Raw genomic sequence first — 15,571 nt, 5'->3', positions numbered from 1 at the left:
GCGTGGCGCTCGGGCGGGTTGGCCGGATCGTAAGCGTGCCGGCAACGGCTGAAAAGCCGCGGTGGCGATGGCTACGATTGGTCACTCCATAACGACGATTCGTCCCGGATGGCTTTCCCGGCGAGGGCCCGGGCGCGCCTGATGTGCGCACCGGGCCGCGCGTCCAGGCGGCCCGGTGCCCTTCATGCCGGAGAACGTCGTCATGCGCATGTTCCGAATCCTGCTCGCCGCGCTGTCGCTGCCGGTGGCCGCAACCGCCCACGCGGAACCCGGCGCCCGCACGCATTACTTCGAACTGGTCAACCGCGCACACGACAGCGTGGTCTCGCTGTCGCTCGCGCCGGCAGGCACCGGGGCGTTCCGCGAGCAAGCCCTGGCCGAGCCGCTGCAGGGCGGCGGCGATTCGATCACGGTCGGTGCGCTGGGCACCGGCTGCCGTTACGACCTGCGCTTCGTGTTCCGCGACGGGCGCACGCTGGTGTACGAGGGCGCGGATGCCTGCCGTGCGCGCGTTGTACGCATCCGTGCGCTGCCGCGCGGCGGGACCGGCTCGCGTTTCGTCGCCGCACTGGGCCGCTAGGCGCGAGGCATCGGGGCACGCGCCGGAAGCCACGGGCCGGACTCCGTTCCCGAAAGCTTGCCGGCGCTGTCCGATGAGGCGCGGCGCTGCGGGAGCGGCGGCCGGAAACGGTCAGTCCATCAGTCCAAGGGCGCGTCGGTGGAGCGGGTGAGCGCCTCCCACTGCGCGATCTCCGCGCGCATCGCCTCGAGCTTGCGCGAGACAAGGTCCAGGGCGTCGCTGCCCAGCAGCAGGTGCACCGGCGGGGCCGGGTGCTCGATCAGTTCCAGCAGCGCCTGCGCGGCCTTGTCCGGATCGCCGGGTTGCCGGCCGCTCCTGGCCTCGCGCGTGGCGCGTATCGGGTCGAACAACGCATCGTAGTCGTCGATGGCGCGCTCGCTGCGCACCATCGAGCGCCCGGCCCAGTCGGTGCGGAACGACCCGGGCGCCACGGCGGTCACGTGAATGCCGAAACCGGCGACTTCCTTGGCCAGGGTCTCGCTGATGCCCTCCAGCGCGAACTTGCTGCCGCAGTAGTAGGCGATGCCCGGCATGGTGATGAAGCCGCCCATGGAGGTGATGTTGACGATGCGTCCGGCGCGGCGCCGGCGCATCGCCGGCAGCACCGCCTTGATCATGGTCACGGCCCCGAACACGTTGGCGTCGAACTGGCGGCGCAGTTCGTCCAGCGGCGATTCCTCGAGGATGCCTTCGTGGCCGTAGCCGGCATTGTTGACCAGGACGTCGATCGCGCCGACCTCGCGTTCGATGCCGCGCACGGCCGGCTCGATCGCGTCGAAGTCGGTCACGTCGAGCAGCACGCCGTGGGCGCGACCGGGCGCGCTCGCCTCGAAGGCCGCCAGCGCCTCGGCGTTGCGCACGGTGCCCGCGACGGTGTGGCCGGCGTCGAGCGCGGCGCGCGAGAAGGCGCGGCCGAATCCGGAGCTGACGCCGGTGATGAGCAGGGTTTTCTTCATGGTTCCGGGGGTAACGCGGTGTATGGGGCGCGCAGTGTGGTGTCTTCCCGATGGGCGGTCCAATATATGGATCGACTCGGATCGATTGCTTTGGGCACTACCCCATGGAGCTGCGCCACGTCCGCTATTTCCTGCTGGTCGCCGAGGAGGCGAACTTCACCCGCGCCGCCGAGCGCGCCGGCATCGGCCAGCCGCCGCTGAGCCAGCAGATCCGCGCGCTGGAGCGCGAGATCGGTACGCCGCTGTTCCGGCGCACGCCGCGCGGCGCGGAGCTGACCGAGGCCGGGCTGGCGTTCCTGCCGGAAGCGCGCGCGCTGGCGCGGCAGGCCGAGGCGGCCGTGGAGGCGGCGCGCCGCGGAGGACAGGGATTGCGGGGCACCCTGCGGGTGGGATTCACCGCCTCGGCGGCCTTCGTCGGCGCGGTGCCCGAGGCGATCCGGCAGTTCGTCGCGGCGAGCCCCGAGGTGGCCGTCTCGCTGGTGGAGGCCGAGACGCGGGCGCTGCTGGAGCGATTGTCGGCAGGGGAGCTGGACGTGGCGCTAACGCGGCTGGGGCGCATCGAGCCGCCCGGGGTGGCGGTGACGCACCTGCTGGACGAGCCGATGGCGGTGGCGGTATCGCATGCGCATCCGCTGGCGCGCCGCAAGACCGTGCCGCTGGCGGCGCTGGCCGAGGAACCGCTGGTGATGTTCCCGCGCGAGGCCGGAGCCAGCCTGTACGACGAGATCATCGCCACCTGCTGGAAGGCCGGGCTGGAGCCGCGCATCGGCCAGCAGGCGCCGCAGTTCTCCTCGGCCCTGAACCTGGTGGCGGCGGGCCTGGGCGTGACCCTGGTGCCTGCGTCGATGGCGCAAGTGCAGTCGGTGGGCGTGCGCTACCTGGCGATCCGCGGCGAAAGCCCGCGCGTGCGGTTGTCGCTGTGCGTGCGGCCCAGGGAAGGCTCGCTGATCGTGGCGCGCTTCGCGCGGATGGTGCGCGAGCGCTGCCGGCCGCCGCGCTGAAGGCGCGCCGGCCACGCCGTTGCGGTGAAACGAGAAACGTCGGCGCGGGCCGGCGTTTCCTGCTGCCTATTGCGCCGACATCGAGTACGGATGCTGCGCCGGATCGGTGGCCCATTGCGTGTCCGGCGCGGCCTGCATGGTGAAGCGCAGTTCGCCGCCGGCCATGATCTCCTCGTGCGAGAGCCAGGCGCGCGGCAGCGGCTTGCCGTTCAAGCGGGCGCTGCCGATGTAGGCGTGCCCGGCATCCAGGCCTTCGGCGAAGATGCTGAAGCGCCTGCCGTTGGGCAGGTTGAGCGTGGCGCGCGGCAGGAACGGGCGGCCGATGACGTACTGGTTGCTGCCCGGCGCCACCGGATAGAAGCCGAGCGCGGTGAACACGTACCAGGCCGACATCTGGCCGAGGTCGTCGTTGCCGGCCAGGCCGTCCGGGGTGGGCTTGTACTGGCTGTCCATGATCTGCCCGAGCCGCGCCTGGGTGCGCCACGGCTGGCCGGCGTAGGCGTAGAGGTAGGCGACGTGGTGGCTGGGCTCGTTGCCGTGCGCGTACCAGCCGATCAGGCCGGTGATGTCCTCCATGTGCTCGAACACCTTGGGATCGACCTTGGCGTCGAACACCTGGTCCAGCCTGGCCAGCAACTTGTCGGCGCCGCCGTGCGCGGCGGCGAGGCCGGCCACGTCCTGCGGCACGTACCAGGAATACTGCCAGGCGTTGCCTTCGGTGTAGTCGGTGCCGTAGCCGCTGGCGGTGGGATCGAACGGCTCGCGGAAGCTGCCATCGCGCTTGCGCGCGCGCATGAAGCCGGTGGCCGGGTCGAAGGCGTGCTTCCAGTTGGCGGCGCGCTTGCCGAACTCGGCGGCGATGTCGGCCTTGCCCATCTTCTGCGCCATGCGCGCGATGGTCCAGTCGTCGAAGGCGTATTCCAGCGTCTTGCTCGCCGCTTCGCCTTCCTCGTCGATCGGCACGTAGCCGAGCTCGCGGTACTGGGCGATGCCGTCGTAGGGGCCGTAGTCGGCGCTGGCGACCATCGCCTGCAGCGCCTCGTCGGCGTCGAAGCCGCCGATGCCCTTCATGTAGGCGTCGGCGATCACCGGCACGGCGTGGTAGCCGATCATGCACCACGTCTCCAGGCCGTGGAACGCCCATACCGGCAGGATGCCGTAGGGGCTGGCGCGGCGCGCGGCGAGCAGCGAGTTGACCACGTCGCTGGTGCGTTGCGGCGGTTGCACCAGCGTCAGCAGCGGGTGCAGGGCGCGGTAGGTGTCCCACAGCGAGAAGGTCGAGTAGTTGGTCCAGCCCTTGGCCTGGTGCACGGCGTTGTCGGGGCCGCGGTAGCGGCCGTCGCTGTCCATGAACAGCGACGGGCCGAGCAGGGCGTGGTAGAGCGCGGTATAGAACTGGGTGCGCTGCTGCGCGCTGCCCTGCGCGTCGACGGCGGACAGCGCCTGGCTCCATTGCCGCTTGGCATCGGCGCGCACGCGGTCGAAATCGAAGCCGGGCACCTCGGCATCGAGGTTGGCGATGGCGCTGTCCTCGCTGACCGGCGAGATCGCCACCTTCACCACCAGCGGCTGCTTGCCGGCATCGCCGAAGTCGAACACGCCGACCAGCTGGCGGCCCTCGATCTGCGCGCGCTGGCGCGGATCCTTCTCGCCCGGCGGCGGGAAGCCCTTGTAGACCACGTCCTGCTCGGTGTCGTGCAGTTGCCGGCCGGCGAGCGGCTGCGAGAAGCGCATCGCGAAGTAAAGCTGCCGGCCCGGCGCCCAGCCGCGTGTCTCGCGGAAGCCGGTGACGGTGCCGTCGGGACGCACCCGCAGGCGCGACCACAGCACCTTGCCGGGATAGTCGTACATGCTGGTGCGCAGGTCGACCAGCACGTGCGCGGGCTTGCCCTGCGGGAAGGTGTAGCGGTGCACGCCGACGCGCGCGCTGGCGGTGAGTTCGGCGCGCACGCCGTAGTCGTCGAGCGTGACCGCGTAGTAGCCGGGTTCGGCCTTCTCCTCGTCGTGCCGGAAGCGCGAGGTGTAGCCGCTGCCGGGCTTGGCCACGTCGCCGCGTTCGAGCTTGGGCGTGCCGCTGATCGGCATCAGCAGCACGTCGCCGAGGTCGGAATGGCCGCTGCCGGAAAAATGTGTGTGCGAGAAGCCGACGATGGTGTTGTCGTCGTAGCGGTAGCCGGCGGCCCAGCCGTAGCCCTCCTTGCGCGACTTGATCTGGGTGTCCGGGCTGAGCTGGACCATGCCGAACGGCACCGTCGCGCCGGGATAGGTATGGCCCTCGCCGCCGGTGCCGATGAACGGGTCCACGGCGGCGTAGGCATCGTCGGCGGGCGCCGCGTGCGCGCCGCCGGCGAGCGCGGCGCCGAGCAACAGGAAGGTGGCGATCGGACGAAAGCGGTGCATCGATTCTCCCCGGCGATGAACAGGCCACGACCGTAGCACGCGATGCGCGGCGGCACCTCCGCCATCGGTCACTCCATCCGCGCGCGGAGCTTGCCGATCCTGGCGGCTGAACCGGTGGGGGATGCGCGATTGCGGCACCGGGCTTTGCCCCCATCTGGTGGGCATGGATCTGTTCCCGACCGACCAGGAACCGCGCGTGCTGGTGGACGACGCCGAAGGCGGCATCCGCTACTGGCCGCAGGCGGTGGACGCGGCGACGGCGCAGGCGTGGTTCGAGGCGCTGCGCGCGCATGCGCACTGGGAGGCCCAGCAACGGCCGATGTACGACCGCGTGGTCGCGGTGCCGCGCCTGCTGGCCTCGTACCGCCTGGACGCCGTGCCTGCCGGCCTGCCGCTGCACGAAATGCTGGCCTGCGTGCAGGCGCGGGTGCCGGCGCCGTACAACACGGCCGGGCTCAACCTCTACCGCGACGGGCGCGACAGCGTGGCGATGCACCACGACAAGCTGCACACGCTGGTGCCCGGGCAACCGATCGCGCTGCTCTCGCTCGGCGCGCCGCGACGGATGAACATCCGGGCGAAATCCGGCGGCCGCGCATTCGGGCTCGAACTGGCGCCGGGCAGCCTGCTGTCGATGAGCCATGCCAGCCAGCTCACGCACGAGCACGGGATTCCCAAGAGTGCGCGCGTGGCGGGCGAGCGCATCAGCGTGGTGTTCCGGGTGCGGCCGGCCGAGCGCATGGCCGCGGGACTATACGGCGCGCATTGGCAAGGGCGCCGGGATTAGCGCGTGTCACGTTCTTCGAGAAGAGCCTCCTTCCCCCGCTTGCGGGGGAAGGTGCCCGAAGGGCGGATGGGGGAAACTGGAATTGTTTTGGTGAGGCAAAGCGCCCCTCATCCGGCGCTTCGCGCCACCTTCTCCCGCGAGCGGGAGAAGGGACAGGGGGGCGCTTCCTGGTCGGAACCGTATAGATTCCCTTCCCCCGCCTGCGGGGGAAGGTGCCCGAAGGGCGGATGGGGGCGCCGGGCTGCCTGGTCGAGGCAAGCGCCCTCATCCGGCGCTGCCCGCTACCTCGCTGCGCGCCCCGACCCGGCGCAGCGCGCCGGGCGTTCAGGCGTGTGCGAGCCAGATGGCTCGCAAGCAACACGCCTTCACCCCGCAAGCGGGAGAAGGGACATGCGTGGCGCTTCCTGGTCGGAGGCGTAGCTTCCCTTCCCCCCGCTTGCGGGGGAAGGTGTCCGGAGGGCGGATGGGGGCGCCGGGCCGCCTGGTCGAGGCAAGCACCCTCATCCGGCGCTGCGCGCCACCTCGCTGCGCGTCCCGGCCCGGCGCAGCGCGCCGGGCGTTCAGGCGTGCGCGAGCCAGATGGCTCGCAAGCAACACGCCTTCACCCCGCAAGCGGGAGAAGGGACATGCGTGGCGCTTCCTGGTAGGAGCCGTAGCTTCCCTTCCCCCGCTTGCGGGGGAAGGTGCCCGAAGGGCGGATGGGGGCGCCGGGCTGCCTGGTCGAGGCAAGCACCCTCATCCGGCGCTGCCCGCCACCTCGCTGCGCGCCCCGACCCGGCGCAGCGCGCCGGGCGTTCAGGCGTGTGCGAGCCAGACGGCTCGCAAGCAACACGCCTTCACCCCGCAAGCGGGAGAAGGGACATGCGTGGCGCTTCCTGGTCGGAGCCGTAGCTTCCCTTCCCCCGCCTGCGGGGGGAAGGTGCCCGGAGGGCGGATGGGGGCATCGGGACTGCTTGGCGAGGCAGGCACCCTCATCCGGCGCTGCCCGCCACCTCGCTGCGCGCCCCGACCCGGCGCAGCGCGCCGGGCGTTCAGGCGTGCGCGAGCCAGATGGCTCGCAAGCAACACGCCTTCACCCCGCAAGCGAGAGAAGGGAAGGGACGCGTGCGTGCCCATGAGTCGGGAGGCTGCCGACTTGCTTCCTTACCCTGACAGCGGAGCCGTGGACGGAGGAAGGAAGGCGAGGCATCGGCAGGCCGGCCCGCGCGGATCAGGCCAGCAGTTCGAAGGTGGCGTGGAGGCCGTCCGCTTCCGCCGACGGCGCCACCCACAGGTCGAACGTGCCCGGCTCCACCGTCGGCTTGAGCCCGGCGCCGACGAACAGCAGGTCCTCGCGACGCAGGGCGAACGTCACCTCGGCGCTGGCGCCGGCGGCGAGCGCGACCTTGCGGAAGTCCTTCAGCTCGCGCACCGGACGGGTGACGCTGGCGGCGCGGTCGCGCACGTACAGCTGCACCACTTCCTCGACGGCGTGTCGGCCGCGGTTGTGGATGCGCGCGCGCACCTCCAGGGTGCCGCCGGCATCGAGCCGCGCATCGCCGATGTCGAGCCCGTCGTACTCGATGCGGCCGTAGGTCAGGCCGTGGCCGAACGGGAACAGCGAAGAGTTCGGGATGGTGCGGTAGTGGGTCTTGAACGCGTCCAGCTTCTCCGGATGCGGGTCCGGCCGGCCGGTCGGCTTGTGCGCGTAGTAGTACGGCACCTGGCCGGCCTCGCGCGGGAAGCTGACCGGCAGGCGGCCGGAGGGGCTGGCCTTGCCGAACAGCAGGTCGGCCAGCGCCGGGCCGGACTGCGAACCCAGGAACCAAGTCACCAGGATCGCCGGCGCTTCCAGCACCGTGCCCCGCAGGGCCAGCGCGCGGCCGTTGCTGAGCAGCACCACCCGCGGCTTGCCGGTGGCGGCCACGGCGTCCACCAGTTGCTGCTGGACCTCGGGGACGACGATGTCGGTGCGCGACTGCGCCTCGCCGGAATAGCGCTGCGGCTCGCCGATCGCCAGCACCACCACGTCGGCGGCGCGCGCGGCGCGCACGGCCTCGTCGATGCCGCCGGGCAGCGGCTTGTCGAAGTCGCAGCCGTCCACGACCTCCAGCGCCGTGGGGTCGGCCATCGCCGCGCGCATCGCGCTGGCCAGGTCGTGGCCGGTGTCGTCGCCGCCGAACAGAACCCACGGGCCATGGATGTTGGCGAGGTCGCGCGCCATCGGGCCGATCAGCGCGATGCGCTGGCCCTTGGGCTTGAGCGGCAGCAGGTCGTTGTCGTTCTTCAGCATCACCACCGACTTGCGCGCGGCCTCGCGCGCCAGTTGCAGCGTCTCCGGGCGGCGCTGGCGGGCCTGCGCGCGCGCGGGCTGGATGCGCCGGTACGGGTCGTCGAACAGGCCCAGCGCGGCCTTGAAGCGCAGCACGCGCCGCACCGACTCGTCCAGCCGCGCCATCGGCACTTCGCCGCTGGCGACCAGTCCGGGCAGGTACTTGAGGTACAGCCCGCTCTGCATGCTCATGTCGACGCCGGCCAGGAACGCCTTCTTGGTCGCGTCGCGCTCGTCGCTGGCGTAGCCGTGCGCGATCAGCTCCATGTCGCCGGTGTAGTCGGAGACCACCAGGCCCTGGTAATTCCATTCCCCGCGCAGCACGTCGCTGAGCAGCCAGGCGTTGCCGGTGGCGGGGATGCCCGACAGCTCGTTGAACGAGGCCATCGTGGTCAGCGCGCCGGCGTCGAAGCCGGACTGGAACGGCGGGAAGTAGACCTCGCGCAGGGTGCGCTCGGACACGTCCACGGTGTTGTAGTCCAGGCCGCCCTCGGCGGCGCCGTAGGCGGCGAAGTGCTTGGGGCAGGCGGCCACCGCGTCCGGATGCGACAGGCCCTGGTCGCCCTGGAAGCCGCGCACGCGCGCCTGGGCCATGCGCCGGCCGAGCAGCACGTCCTCGCCGCTGCCTTCCACGCCGCGGCCCCAGCGCGCGTCGCGGGCGATGTCGACCATCGGCGCGAAGGTCCAGTCGATGCCCACCGCGCTGGCCTCCAGCGCCGCCGCGCGCGCGGTGCGTCGCGCCAGCTCGGGCTCGAAGCTGGCCGATTCGCCCAGCGGCACCGGGAACACCGTGCTGAAGCCATGGATCACGTCGGCGGCGAACAGCAGCGGGATCTTCAGCCGGCCCTGCATCGCCGCATCCTGCATCTGCCGGTGCCAGGCGACGTTGGAGCCGTTGAACACGCCGGTGAGCTGCCCGGCGCGGGCCGCCTCCAACTGGGTGCTGGCGGCGGGCACGCGGGTGTCCGGATTGGCCGCGGTGGCGGCCGCATTGGCGGCGACCGAGCCGAGCAGGGTGAGCTGGCCGGCCTTCTCCTCCACCGTCATGCGCGCGATCAGCCCGTCGATGAAGGCGGGCGTGCGGGCGTTGTCGCGCGGTAGCGCCCAGCCGACCGGGATGCGCGACAGCAGGGCCAGCGAGCCGGCGCCGATCAGCAGGTTGCGACGGGTGGTGCGGAGGGTCATGCGGGAGCGTCCTTCAAGCCTGGCAAGGATGTAAACGTTATCGGAAGCCAGCCGCCAGGCCATGATGCAGTGCACGATGAAAGGGTGGGGCGCCCTGGTTCGGGTGCCCGCCGCGGGGCGGTGGAAGGGCGGCGGAACGGGCTCCTGAACCGTTAGGGGAGCGCGCTTGGGCGGGCCGGCTCGGCGGCGCAGACTATGCGACGAGCGGCCGCTAGCGTGCCGGCCCGGAGCATTGCGAGGAGTTCCCGTGTCACGACGTGGCGGCAGCGCCGACCTTCCCCTGCACGGCGGCCGGGTGCCGGCGTGGCTTGCGCAGCGCATGACCCGGCTCGGCGCGGTGATGTGCCAGGCCATCGTCCACCACTACGGCCGCGACGAACTGCTGCGGCGGCTGGCGCATCCGTTCTGGTTCCAGTCCTTCGGCGCGGTGATGGGCATGGACTGGCATTCCTCCGGCATCACCACCAGCGTGATCGGCGCGCTCAAGCGCGGGCTGGCGCCGTTGGCGGGCGAGCTGGGCATCCACGTCTGCGGCGGCCGCGGACGGCATTCGCGCGCCACGCCGGACGAGTTGCTGGCGGTCGGCGAGGCCACCGGCATCGATGGAGCCGCACTCGCGCAAGCCAGCCGGCTGGTGGCCAAGGTCGACAGCGCGGCGGTGCAGGACGATTTCGAGCTGTACCTGCACGGCTTCATCGTCAGCGACGACGGGCGCTGGGTGGTGGTGCAGCAGGGCATGAACGGTACGCGCCGGCAGGCGCGCCGCTACCACTGGCTGTCGGAAGGGCTGTCGAGTTTCCTCGACGATCCGCATGCGGCGGTGGACGGCCCGGGGCAGGGCACCATCGTCAACCTCGCCGATCGCCGGGCGGCGGCCTCGCGCGCCGCGCAACTGGACCTGCTGCAGGCGTTGGGACCGGCACGCGTGGCGGGCGAGTGGGCGCGCCTGCAGGGCGATGGCGCATCCGCCGCGAAGGCCGTGCCGCGGACCGGCGACCTGTTCGCCACGCCCGCATGGGACCCGGCGGCGCAACCGCACCTGTCCATGCCCGGTCACCACGACGTGCGCGGCGGCGACGTCGTCGCGCGCCGCCTGCATGGCGCGCTGGCCGCCGCGGCCGAACAGGGGCCGAAGGACTTCGCCGAGCTGCTGCAGGTGCCTGGCGTCGGCGCGCGCACGGTGCGCTCGCTGGCGATGGTGGCCGAGGTATTGCACGGCGCGCCGTGCCGCTTCAGCGATCCGGCGCGGTTCTCGCTGGCGCACGGCGGCAAGGACCGGCATCCGTTCCCGGTGCCGACGCGGGTGTTCGACCGGACCATCGATGTGCTCAAGCAGGCGGTACGGCAGGCCCGGCTGGGCAACGAGGAAAAACTCGAGGCGATCCGCCGCCTGGATGCGCAGGCGCGGCGGCTGGAAGCGACCGCCGGCGGCCCTTCGGTGGAGGCGTATATCGCGCAGGAACGACGCGATTCCCACCGTTATGGCGGGCGCAGCGTATTCGGCTGGGAACCGGCGCAGGGGGGCGAGCCCCGGCGCAAGGCGGGCTGATGCGCGGCGATCCCCGTGCTCGCGTGCCGATCGATGGGCGCTGCTTCGCCTACGTGTTCCCGTGCCTGTGGGAGGACCATTGCAAGATCGGTTTCTCGCACGATCCGCTGGCGCGCATCGCGGCATTGCATCCGCGCTGGTACACGTTCTTCGACCTGGAGAACGGATGGCTGGTGGAAGCCGAGTCCGAGCGCGACGCGCGCGACCTGGAACTTGAACTGCGCCGGCCGTTCGCCGCGCACAACGCGCCGGCACCACTGACCATCCGCGCGCAGGCCGGCGGGGGCACCGAGTGGTTCCGCGGCGTGGCGGAACCCTTGGCGCTGTCGGTGCGGGCGCTGGCGCAGCGCGGGTATCGCGTGCATCCGCTGCAGGGCTGGTTGCAGGCGGCCCTGTCGGCCCGGCGCGAGGGCTTGCACGAATGGACGCTGGCCCAGTTGCCGGCGGACGGGATGGACGGCCGGCATGGCGACACGCCCGCGCTGCGCCGGCTGCGCGACCAGCTCGACGCCTTCGCGGCGCTGGATGTCCCGCTCGACGACGTGCTGCCGGATGCGGTGATGGCGTGGTACCGCCGCGCCGGTGGACGGGCGTGACGGACCGCGGATCGGTGTCGGAAGGGCGTGCGCGTCGCGCGTGGCGTCAAGGCGGCGTGTGCATCGGCCGCCGGCGCTATACCGGTGTTTTACCCACGCATTGTTAGACCCGTGGCACCTCCATTCATGGGAGCAGTACGGTGCCTGAGAAAAAGACCCGCGAAGCCGTGGCCCGCGACAAGCGCGAGGGCAAGTCCGCCAGCACCCAGGCCGGCGAGTTCGTGAAGGAGGAGATCGAGCATGTGCGCGAAGGCAAGCACGGCGCCAAGAGCACCAAGCAGGCGATCGCGATCGGCCTGAGCAAGGCGCGCCGCGCCGGCATCGACGCCAAGCCGTCCAAGAGCGCTTCCAAGTCGGTCAAGAAGAAGGCCGCGCAGGACAGCAAGGCGGCCAAGGCGCACAAGAAGCCTTCCGCCAAGCGTTCGGCCGGCGCCAAGAAGGCGCTGAAGACGGCGAGCAAGCGCACGACGGCGAAGAAAGTGGCCGGCAAGAAGGCGTTGTCGAGCCAGGCCAAGAAGGCGACGAGCAAGCGCACGGCGCGCAGCCGTTCGGAAGCGGCCAAGAAGGCGGCGCGGACCAAGGGCGCGGCGGGGCGCAAGGCGGCCGCTAAGAAGGCCGCGCGCACGCGCAAGCGCAAGGCGGAGGATTGAAGCCGCGGCCGGCGCCGCCGGCCGCGGGCCGCTTAGCCGTAATGCGCCGCCGGCTCGTGCACGGCCGACGCGCCGGCGCCGCGCAGGCGCGGGCGCAGCCACTCGGCGAAGGCCTTTTCGTCGAGGCTGCCTTCGGCGAGGGCGATCATGGCGGCGTATTTGTCTTCGTCCCTGGCGACCAGCTCGACGTCGTTCAAGGCGAGAAACACGCGATAACAGACATGGGCCGTGCGCTTGTTGCCGTCGACGAAGGGGTGGTTGCGCGCCAGGCCAAAGGCGAGGCTGGCCGCGAGGTCCGCAATGTCGGGCGGCGGTTCGCCATAGGCGAACAACTGCTGCGGGCGCGCAAGGGCGGAGTCGAGGAGCGCGTCGTCGCGCACGCCATTGCCGCCACCGTGCTCGGCGAGTTGACGCTCGTGGATGGCAAGCGCGAGCGCACGGTTGATCCAGACGATCATGGCGGCGCTCCCCTTATTGCGCGAGCTTGCGCAGGACATGGCGGTCCTCGCGCATGACCTTCTCCGCAACCTCCATCTGTCGCGCCAGTTCCGGATCGAACGCGGTCAGGCGGATGCCGTCCGGGGTTTCCAGCACGTAGAGCTCGTCGCCCTTCTCCACGCGCAGGCGGGCCAGCAGTTCCTTGGGCAGGATGACGCCGGCGGAGTTGCCGATGCTGGTGATCTTGAGCTTCATGGAATGGCTCCAGGATTGTTATAACTTTGGTTATATAGCGCCGTAATGCTCGCGCTGCAAGGGGAGGAAAACGCCAGGGCGTCTCGCCTGGCGAGACACCAGGGTGTACAAATGTACACCCTGCCTCCACGATCCGCCGCCATGACCCCGCTCCCGCCCAGGCGCGCCGCCATCCTTGCCTACCTGCACGAGTGCGCACGGCAGGGGCATGTCCCCAGCCTGGCCGAGATCGCCGCGCACTTCGGCTTCGCCTCGCGCAACGCCGCGCAGAAGCACGTGCAGGCGCTGGTCGAGGCCGGCCTGGTCGAGCGCCGGCCCAACGCCAGGCGCGGGCTGCGGGTGCCGGGCGCGCCCGGGCGCGAAGGCCTGCTCGCCTTGCCGGTGCTCGGACGGGTCGCGGCGGGCGCGCCGATCGGGGCCGACATCGGCCTGGACGAGCAGCTGTGGCTGGACCGCGGCCTGTTCTCGCTCAGGCCGGACTACCTGCTGGTGGTGCAGGGCGATTCGATGATCGACGACGGCATCCTCGACGGCGACCTGGTCGGCGTGCACCGCGCCAGCGAGGCGCGCAACGGCCAGACCGTGGTGGCGCGGATCGACGGCGAGATCACGATCAAGCGCCTGGAGCGCGGTGCCGAGCGCCTGCGCCTGCTGCCGCGCAATCCGGCGCATGCGCCGATCGAGGTGGCGCCGGATGCGGAGTTCGCCATCGAGGGCCTGTTCTGCGGCCTGCTGCGCCGGGGATGAGACATGGGCGAAGTTCGGGCCCTGGACGATCTGCTCGCCGCGCGCACGGTCTGGCATGCCGGGCGCGGGACCGCGCTGGCCGAAGGCGGCGAGCCGACCGGCCATCCCGCGCTGGATGCGCTGCTGCCGGGCGGCGGCTGGCCGCGGCGCGCCCTGACGGAGTTGCTGCTGCCGGCCGACGGCGTCGGCGAGATCGCGCTGCTGCTGCCGACGCTGGCGCGCATGACCCGGGCCGGCCAGCGCGTGGTGCTGGTGGCGCCGCCTTACATCCCGTATGCGCCGGCCTTGCAGGCGGGCGGGATCGACCTGGCATGGCTGCACCTGGTCGAGGCCGAACCGCGCGATGCGCTGTGGGCGTTCGAGCAATGCCTGCGCAGCGGCGCCTGCGCCGCGGTGCTGGGCTGGCCGCAGACCGGCGATGCGCGCGCGCTGCGCCGCTTGCAGGTGGCGGCCGACAGCGGCGACTGTTGCGGTTTCGCGCTGCGCGACCGCAAGCATGCGGCCAATGCCTCGCCGGCGGCCTTGCGGCTGGAATACCGGCCGGCGCAGGCGGCCTGGCAGGTGCTCAAGTGCCGCGGCGGCCCGGTGCCGGCGCAGCCGCTGCGCCTGGCGCGGTGAGGGCGCGCGCGTGCTCTGGGCCTGCATCCTGCTGCCGCAGCTGGCGCTCGACGCCGTGGTGCGCCGCCTTCCCGAGCCCGAGGCGCCGCTGGCGCTGGTGGAAGGCCCGGCGCAACTGCGCACCCTGCATGCGGTGAACGCGGCCGCATCGCATGCCGGCCTCAAGCCCGGCATGCGCCTGTCCGCGGCGCATGCGCTGCTGGCGCAGGTGCGCACCGTCGACTACGACCCGGCCGAGGAAACGCGTTGGCATCGCTTCCTCGCCGCCTGGGCCTACCGGCACAGCTCGCTGGTGAGCATCCAGTGGCCGCGCGCGATCGCGCTGGAAGTGCAGGCCAGCTTCCGGCTGTTCGGGCCGTGGCCGCGCTTCGAGCGACGCCTGCGCGAGGAACTGGAGGCACTGGGTTTCCAGCACCGCATCGCGATGGCGCCGACGCCGCGCGCCGCGCGCGTGCTGGCCGGATTGCGCGACGGCCTGGCGGTCACCCACCCCGATGCGCTGCGGCGCACGCTCGACGGCGTGCCGATCCGGCGCGCGGCCTTGCCCGGCGAGGCCGGCGAACGCCTGCACCGGATGGGCGTTCGCACGCTGGCGGCCTTGCGCGCGCTGCCGCGCGACGGCGTGCGCAGGCGCTTCGGCCTGGACGTGCTGGAGCACCTGGACCGGCTCTACGGCCAGGCCGACGATCCGCTGCCGTACTACGCGCCGCCGGACCATTTCGATGCGCGCGTGGAGATGGGGTACGAGGTCGAGCGCCATACCGCGCTGCTGTTCCCGCTGCGGCGCTTGGTCGGCGACCTGTGCACCTACCTGTCGATCCGCGACGGGGGCGTGCAGCACTTCGTGCTGAGGCTGGAGCACGAGCAGGGCCACCACGACGTCGAGGTCGGCCTGCTGTCGGCCGAGCGCTCGCCCGCGCTGCTGTTCGAACTGGCGCGCAACCGCCTGGAGCGGGTGGAAATCGCGCGGCCGGTGGTGGCCTTGCGCCTGCTGGCGGAGCGGCTGCCGCCGTTCGTGCCGGCGGCCCGCGACCTGTTCGACATGCGCCCGCAGCAGGCGATGGACTGGCCGCAGCTGCGCGAGCGCCTGCGCGCCCGCCTGGGCGACGGTGCGGTGTATCGGGTGGTCCCGGGCGATGATCCGCGACCGGAGCGGGCCTGGCGGCGCGTGGCGGGCGAGGGCGACGACGCGCGCCGCGCGCCGGCACCGGCACCGGCACCGGCACCGGCGCGGGCGCTTCCCGTGCGGCCGGCCTGGCTGCTGCCGCACCCGCTGCCGCTGCGCGAACCGCACCCGCGCATCGTCGCCGGCCCGGAGCGGCTGGAGAGCGGCTGGTGGGACGGCGATGACGCCCGCCGCGACTACTACGTGGTGGAGACCGCGCGCGGCCAGCGCGCCTGGGCCTTCGTGCCGGCGGGCCGGCACGAGGGCTGGATGCTGCACGGGTGGTTCGCATGAACGAGGGGGAGTGTGCCCTCATCCGCCCTGCGGACATCT

General features: G+C 72.0%; 14 protein-coding genes. 9 read left to right on the top strand and 5 right to left on the bottom strand.

What is annotated here, in order from left to right; translation table 11 throughout:
- Window positions 1-202 precede the first annotated feature (202 nt).
- On the top strand, window positions 203-580 hold the full coding sequence (locus tag FD678_RS11250) for a hypothetical protein (RefSeq protein ID WP_140723117.1): 378 nt from the start codon (window positions 203-205) through the stop codon (window positions 578-580).
- 119 nt (window positions 581-699) lie between these two features.
- Here the strand turns inward: FD678_RS11250 and FD678_RS11245 are convergent, their stop codons facing one another.
- Window positions 700-1,536: an oxidoreductase gene (locus FD678_RS11245; RefSeq protein WP_140723114.1), complete on the bottom strand. Its 837-nt coding sequence runs from the start codon at window positions 1,534-1,536 to the stop codon at window positions 700-702.
- A 104-nt stretch (window positions 1,537-1,640) separates the two neighbouring features.
- Between FD678_RS11245 and FD678_RS11240 the strand changes: the two genes are divergently transcribed.
- Window positions 1,641-2,537, top strand: a complete 897-nt coding sequence (locus FD678_RS11240; protein WP_140723111.1) for a LysR family transcriptional regulator — start codon at window positions 1,641-1,643, stop codon at window positions 2,535-2,537.
- Between the two features lie 66 nt (window positions 2,538-2,603).
- On the opposite strand, the gene FD678_RS11235 is transcribed toward FD678_RS11240, so the two are convergent.
- Window positions 2,604-4,937 carry a GH92 family glycosyl hydrolase gene (locus tag FD678_RS11235; protein ID WP_140723108.1) on the bottom strand — a complete coding sequence of 778 codons (2,334 nt, stop codon included), beginning with the start codon at window positions 4,935-4,937 and terminating at the stop codon, window positions 2,604-2,606.
- 163 nt (window positions 4,938-5,100) lie between these two features.
- On the opposite strand from FD678_RS11235, the gene FD678_RS11230 reads away from it, so the two are divergent.
- A complete protein-coding gene (locus tag FD678_RS11230) occupies window positions 5,101-5,724 on the top strand; it encodes an alpha-ketoglutarate-dependent dioxygenase AlkB (RefSeq protein WP_140723105.1) in 624 nt (207 codons plus the stop codon).
- A gap of 1,210 nt (window positions 5,725-6,934) precedes the next feature.
- Here the strand turns inward: FD678_RS11230 and bglX are convergent.
- Entirely contained in the window at window positions 6,935-9,220 is a 2,286-nt protein-coding gene (gene bglX, locus FD678_RS11225) for a beta-glucosidase BglX (RefSeq protein ID WP_140723101.1), read from the bottom strand.
- A gap of 247 nt (window positions 9,221-9,467) precedes the next feature.
- On the opposite strand from bglX, the gene FD678_RS11220 reads away from it, so the two are divergent.
- The 3 genes from FD678_RS11220 (at window position 9,468) to FD678_RS11210 (ending at window position 12,015) form a co-directional block, all read left to right on the top strand.
- The gene (locus FD678_RS11220) at window positions 9,468-10,769 is read left to right on the top strand and encodes a DUF763 domain-containing protein (RefSeq protein ID WP_140723098.1); all 1,302 of its coding nucleotides are present in this window, start codon (window positions 9,468-9,470) and stop codon (window positions 10,767-10,769) included.
- Complete coding sequence (locus FD678_RS11215; RefSeq protein ID WP_140723095.1) at window positions 10,769-11,365, top strand: GIY-YIG nuclease family protein; 597 nt, start codon at window positions 10,769-10,771, stop codon at window positions 11,363-11,365. Before FD678_RS11220 ends, FD678_RS11215 begins: the two co-directional genes overlap by 1 nt.
- A gap of 140 nt (window positions 11,366-11,505) precedes the next feature.
- Window positions 11,506-12,015: a DNA-binding protein gene (locus FD678_RS11210; RefSeq protein WP_140723092.1), complete on the top strand. Its 510-nt coding sequence runs from the start codon at window positions 11,506-11,508 to the stop codon at window positions 12,013-12,015.
- 32 nt (window positions 12,016-12,047) lie between these two features.
- On the opposite strand, the gene FD678_RS11205 is transcribed toward FD678_RS11210, so the two are convergent.
- Together FD678_RS11205 and FD678_RS11200 are read right to left on the bottom strand one after the other, a co-directional pair.
- The gene (locus FD678_RS11205; protein ID WP_140723089.1) at window positions 12,048-12,473 is read right to left on the bottom strand and encodes a type II toxin-antitoxin system death-on-curing family toxin; all 426 of its coding nucleotides are present in this window, start codon (window positions 12,471-12,473) and stop codon (window positions 12,048-12,050) included.
- A 13-nt stretch (window positions 12,474-12,486) separates the two neighbouring features.
- The gene (locus FD678_RS11200) at window positions 12,487-12,708 is read right to left on the bottom strand and encodes an AbrB/MazE/SpoVT family DNA-binding domain-containing protein (RefSeq protein WP_140723086.1); all 222 of its coding nucleotides are present in this window, start codon (window positions 12,706-12,708) and stop codon (window positions 12,487-12,489) included.
- A 141-nt stretch (window positions 12,709-12,849) separates the two neighbouring features.
- Between FD678_RS11200 and lexA the strand changes: the two genes are divergently transcribed.
- Genes lexA through FD678_RS11185 form a run of 3 tightly spaced genes read left to right on the top strand, consistent with a single transcriptional unit; the run spans window position 12,850 to window position 15,532 of the window.
- On the top strand, window positions 12,850-13,455 hold the full coding sequence (gene lexA, locus FD678_RS11195) for a transcriptional repressor LexA (RefSeq protein ID WP_140723082.1): 606 nt from the start codon (window positions 12,850-12,852) through the stop codon (window positions 13,453-13,455).
- A 3-nt stretch (window positions 13,456-13,458) separates the two neighbouring features.
- Complete coding sequence (imuA, locus tag FD678_RS11190; protein WP_140723079.1) at window positions 13,459-14,073, top strand: translesion DNA synthesis-associated protein ImuA; 615 nt, start codon at window positions 13,459-13,461, stop codon at window positions 14,071-14,073.
- Window positions 14,074-14,083: 10 nt separating this feature from the next.
- Entirely contained in the window at window positions 14,084-15,532 is a 1,449-nt protein-coding gene (locus FD678_RS11185) for a Y-family DNA polymerase (RefSeq protein ID WP_140723075.1), read from the top strand.
- Window positions 15,533-15,571 lie beyond the last annotated feature (39 nt).

Origin of the sequence: Pseudomonas sp. Hp2 (assembly GCF_006386585.1) — a bacterium.
Lineage (GTDB): Bacteria > Pseudomonadota > Gammaproteobacteria > Xanthomonadales > Xanthomonadaceae > Pseudomonas_S > Pseudomonas_S boreopolis.
This window is presented reverse-complemented; position numbering and strand designations above follow the sequence as displayed.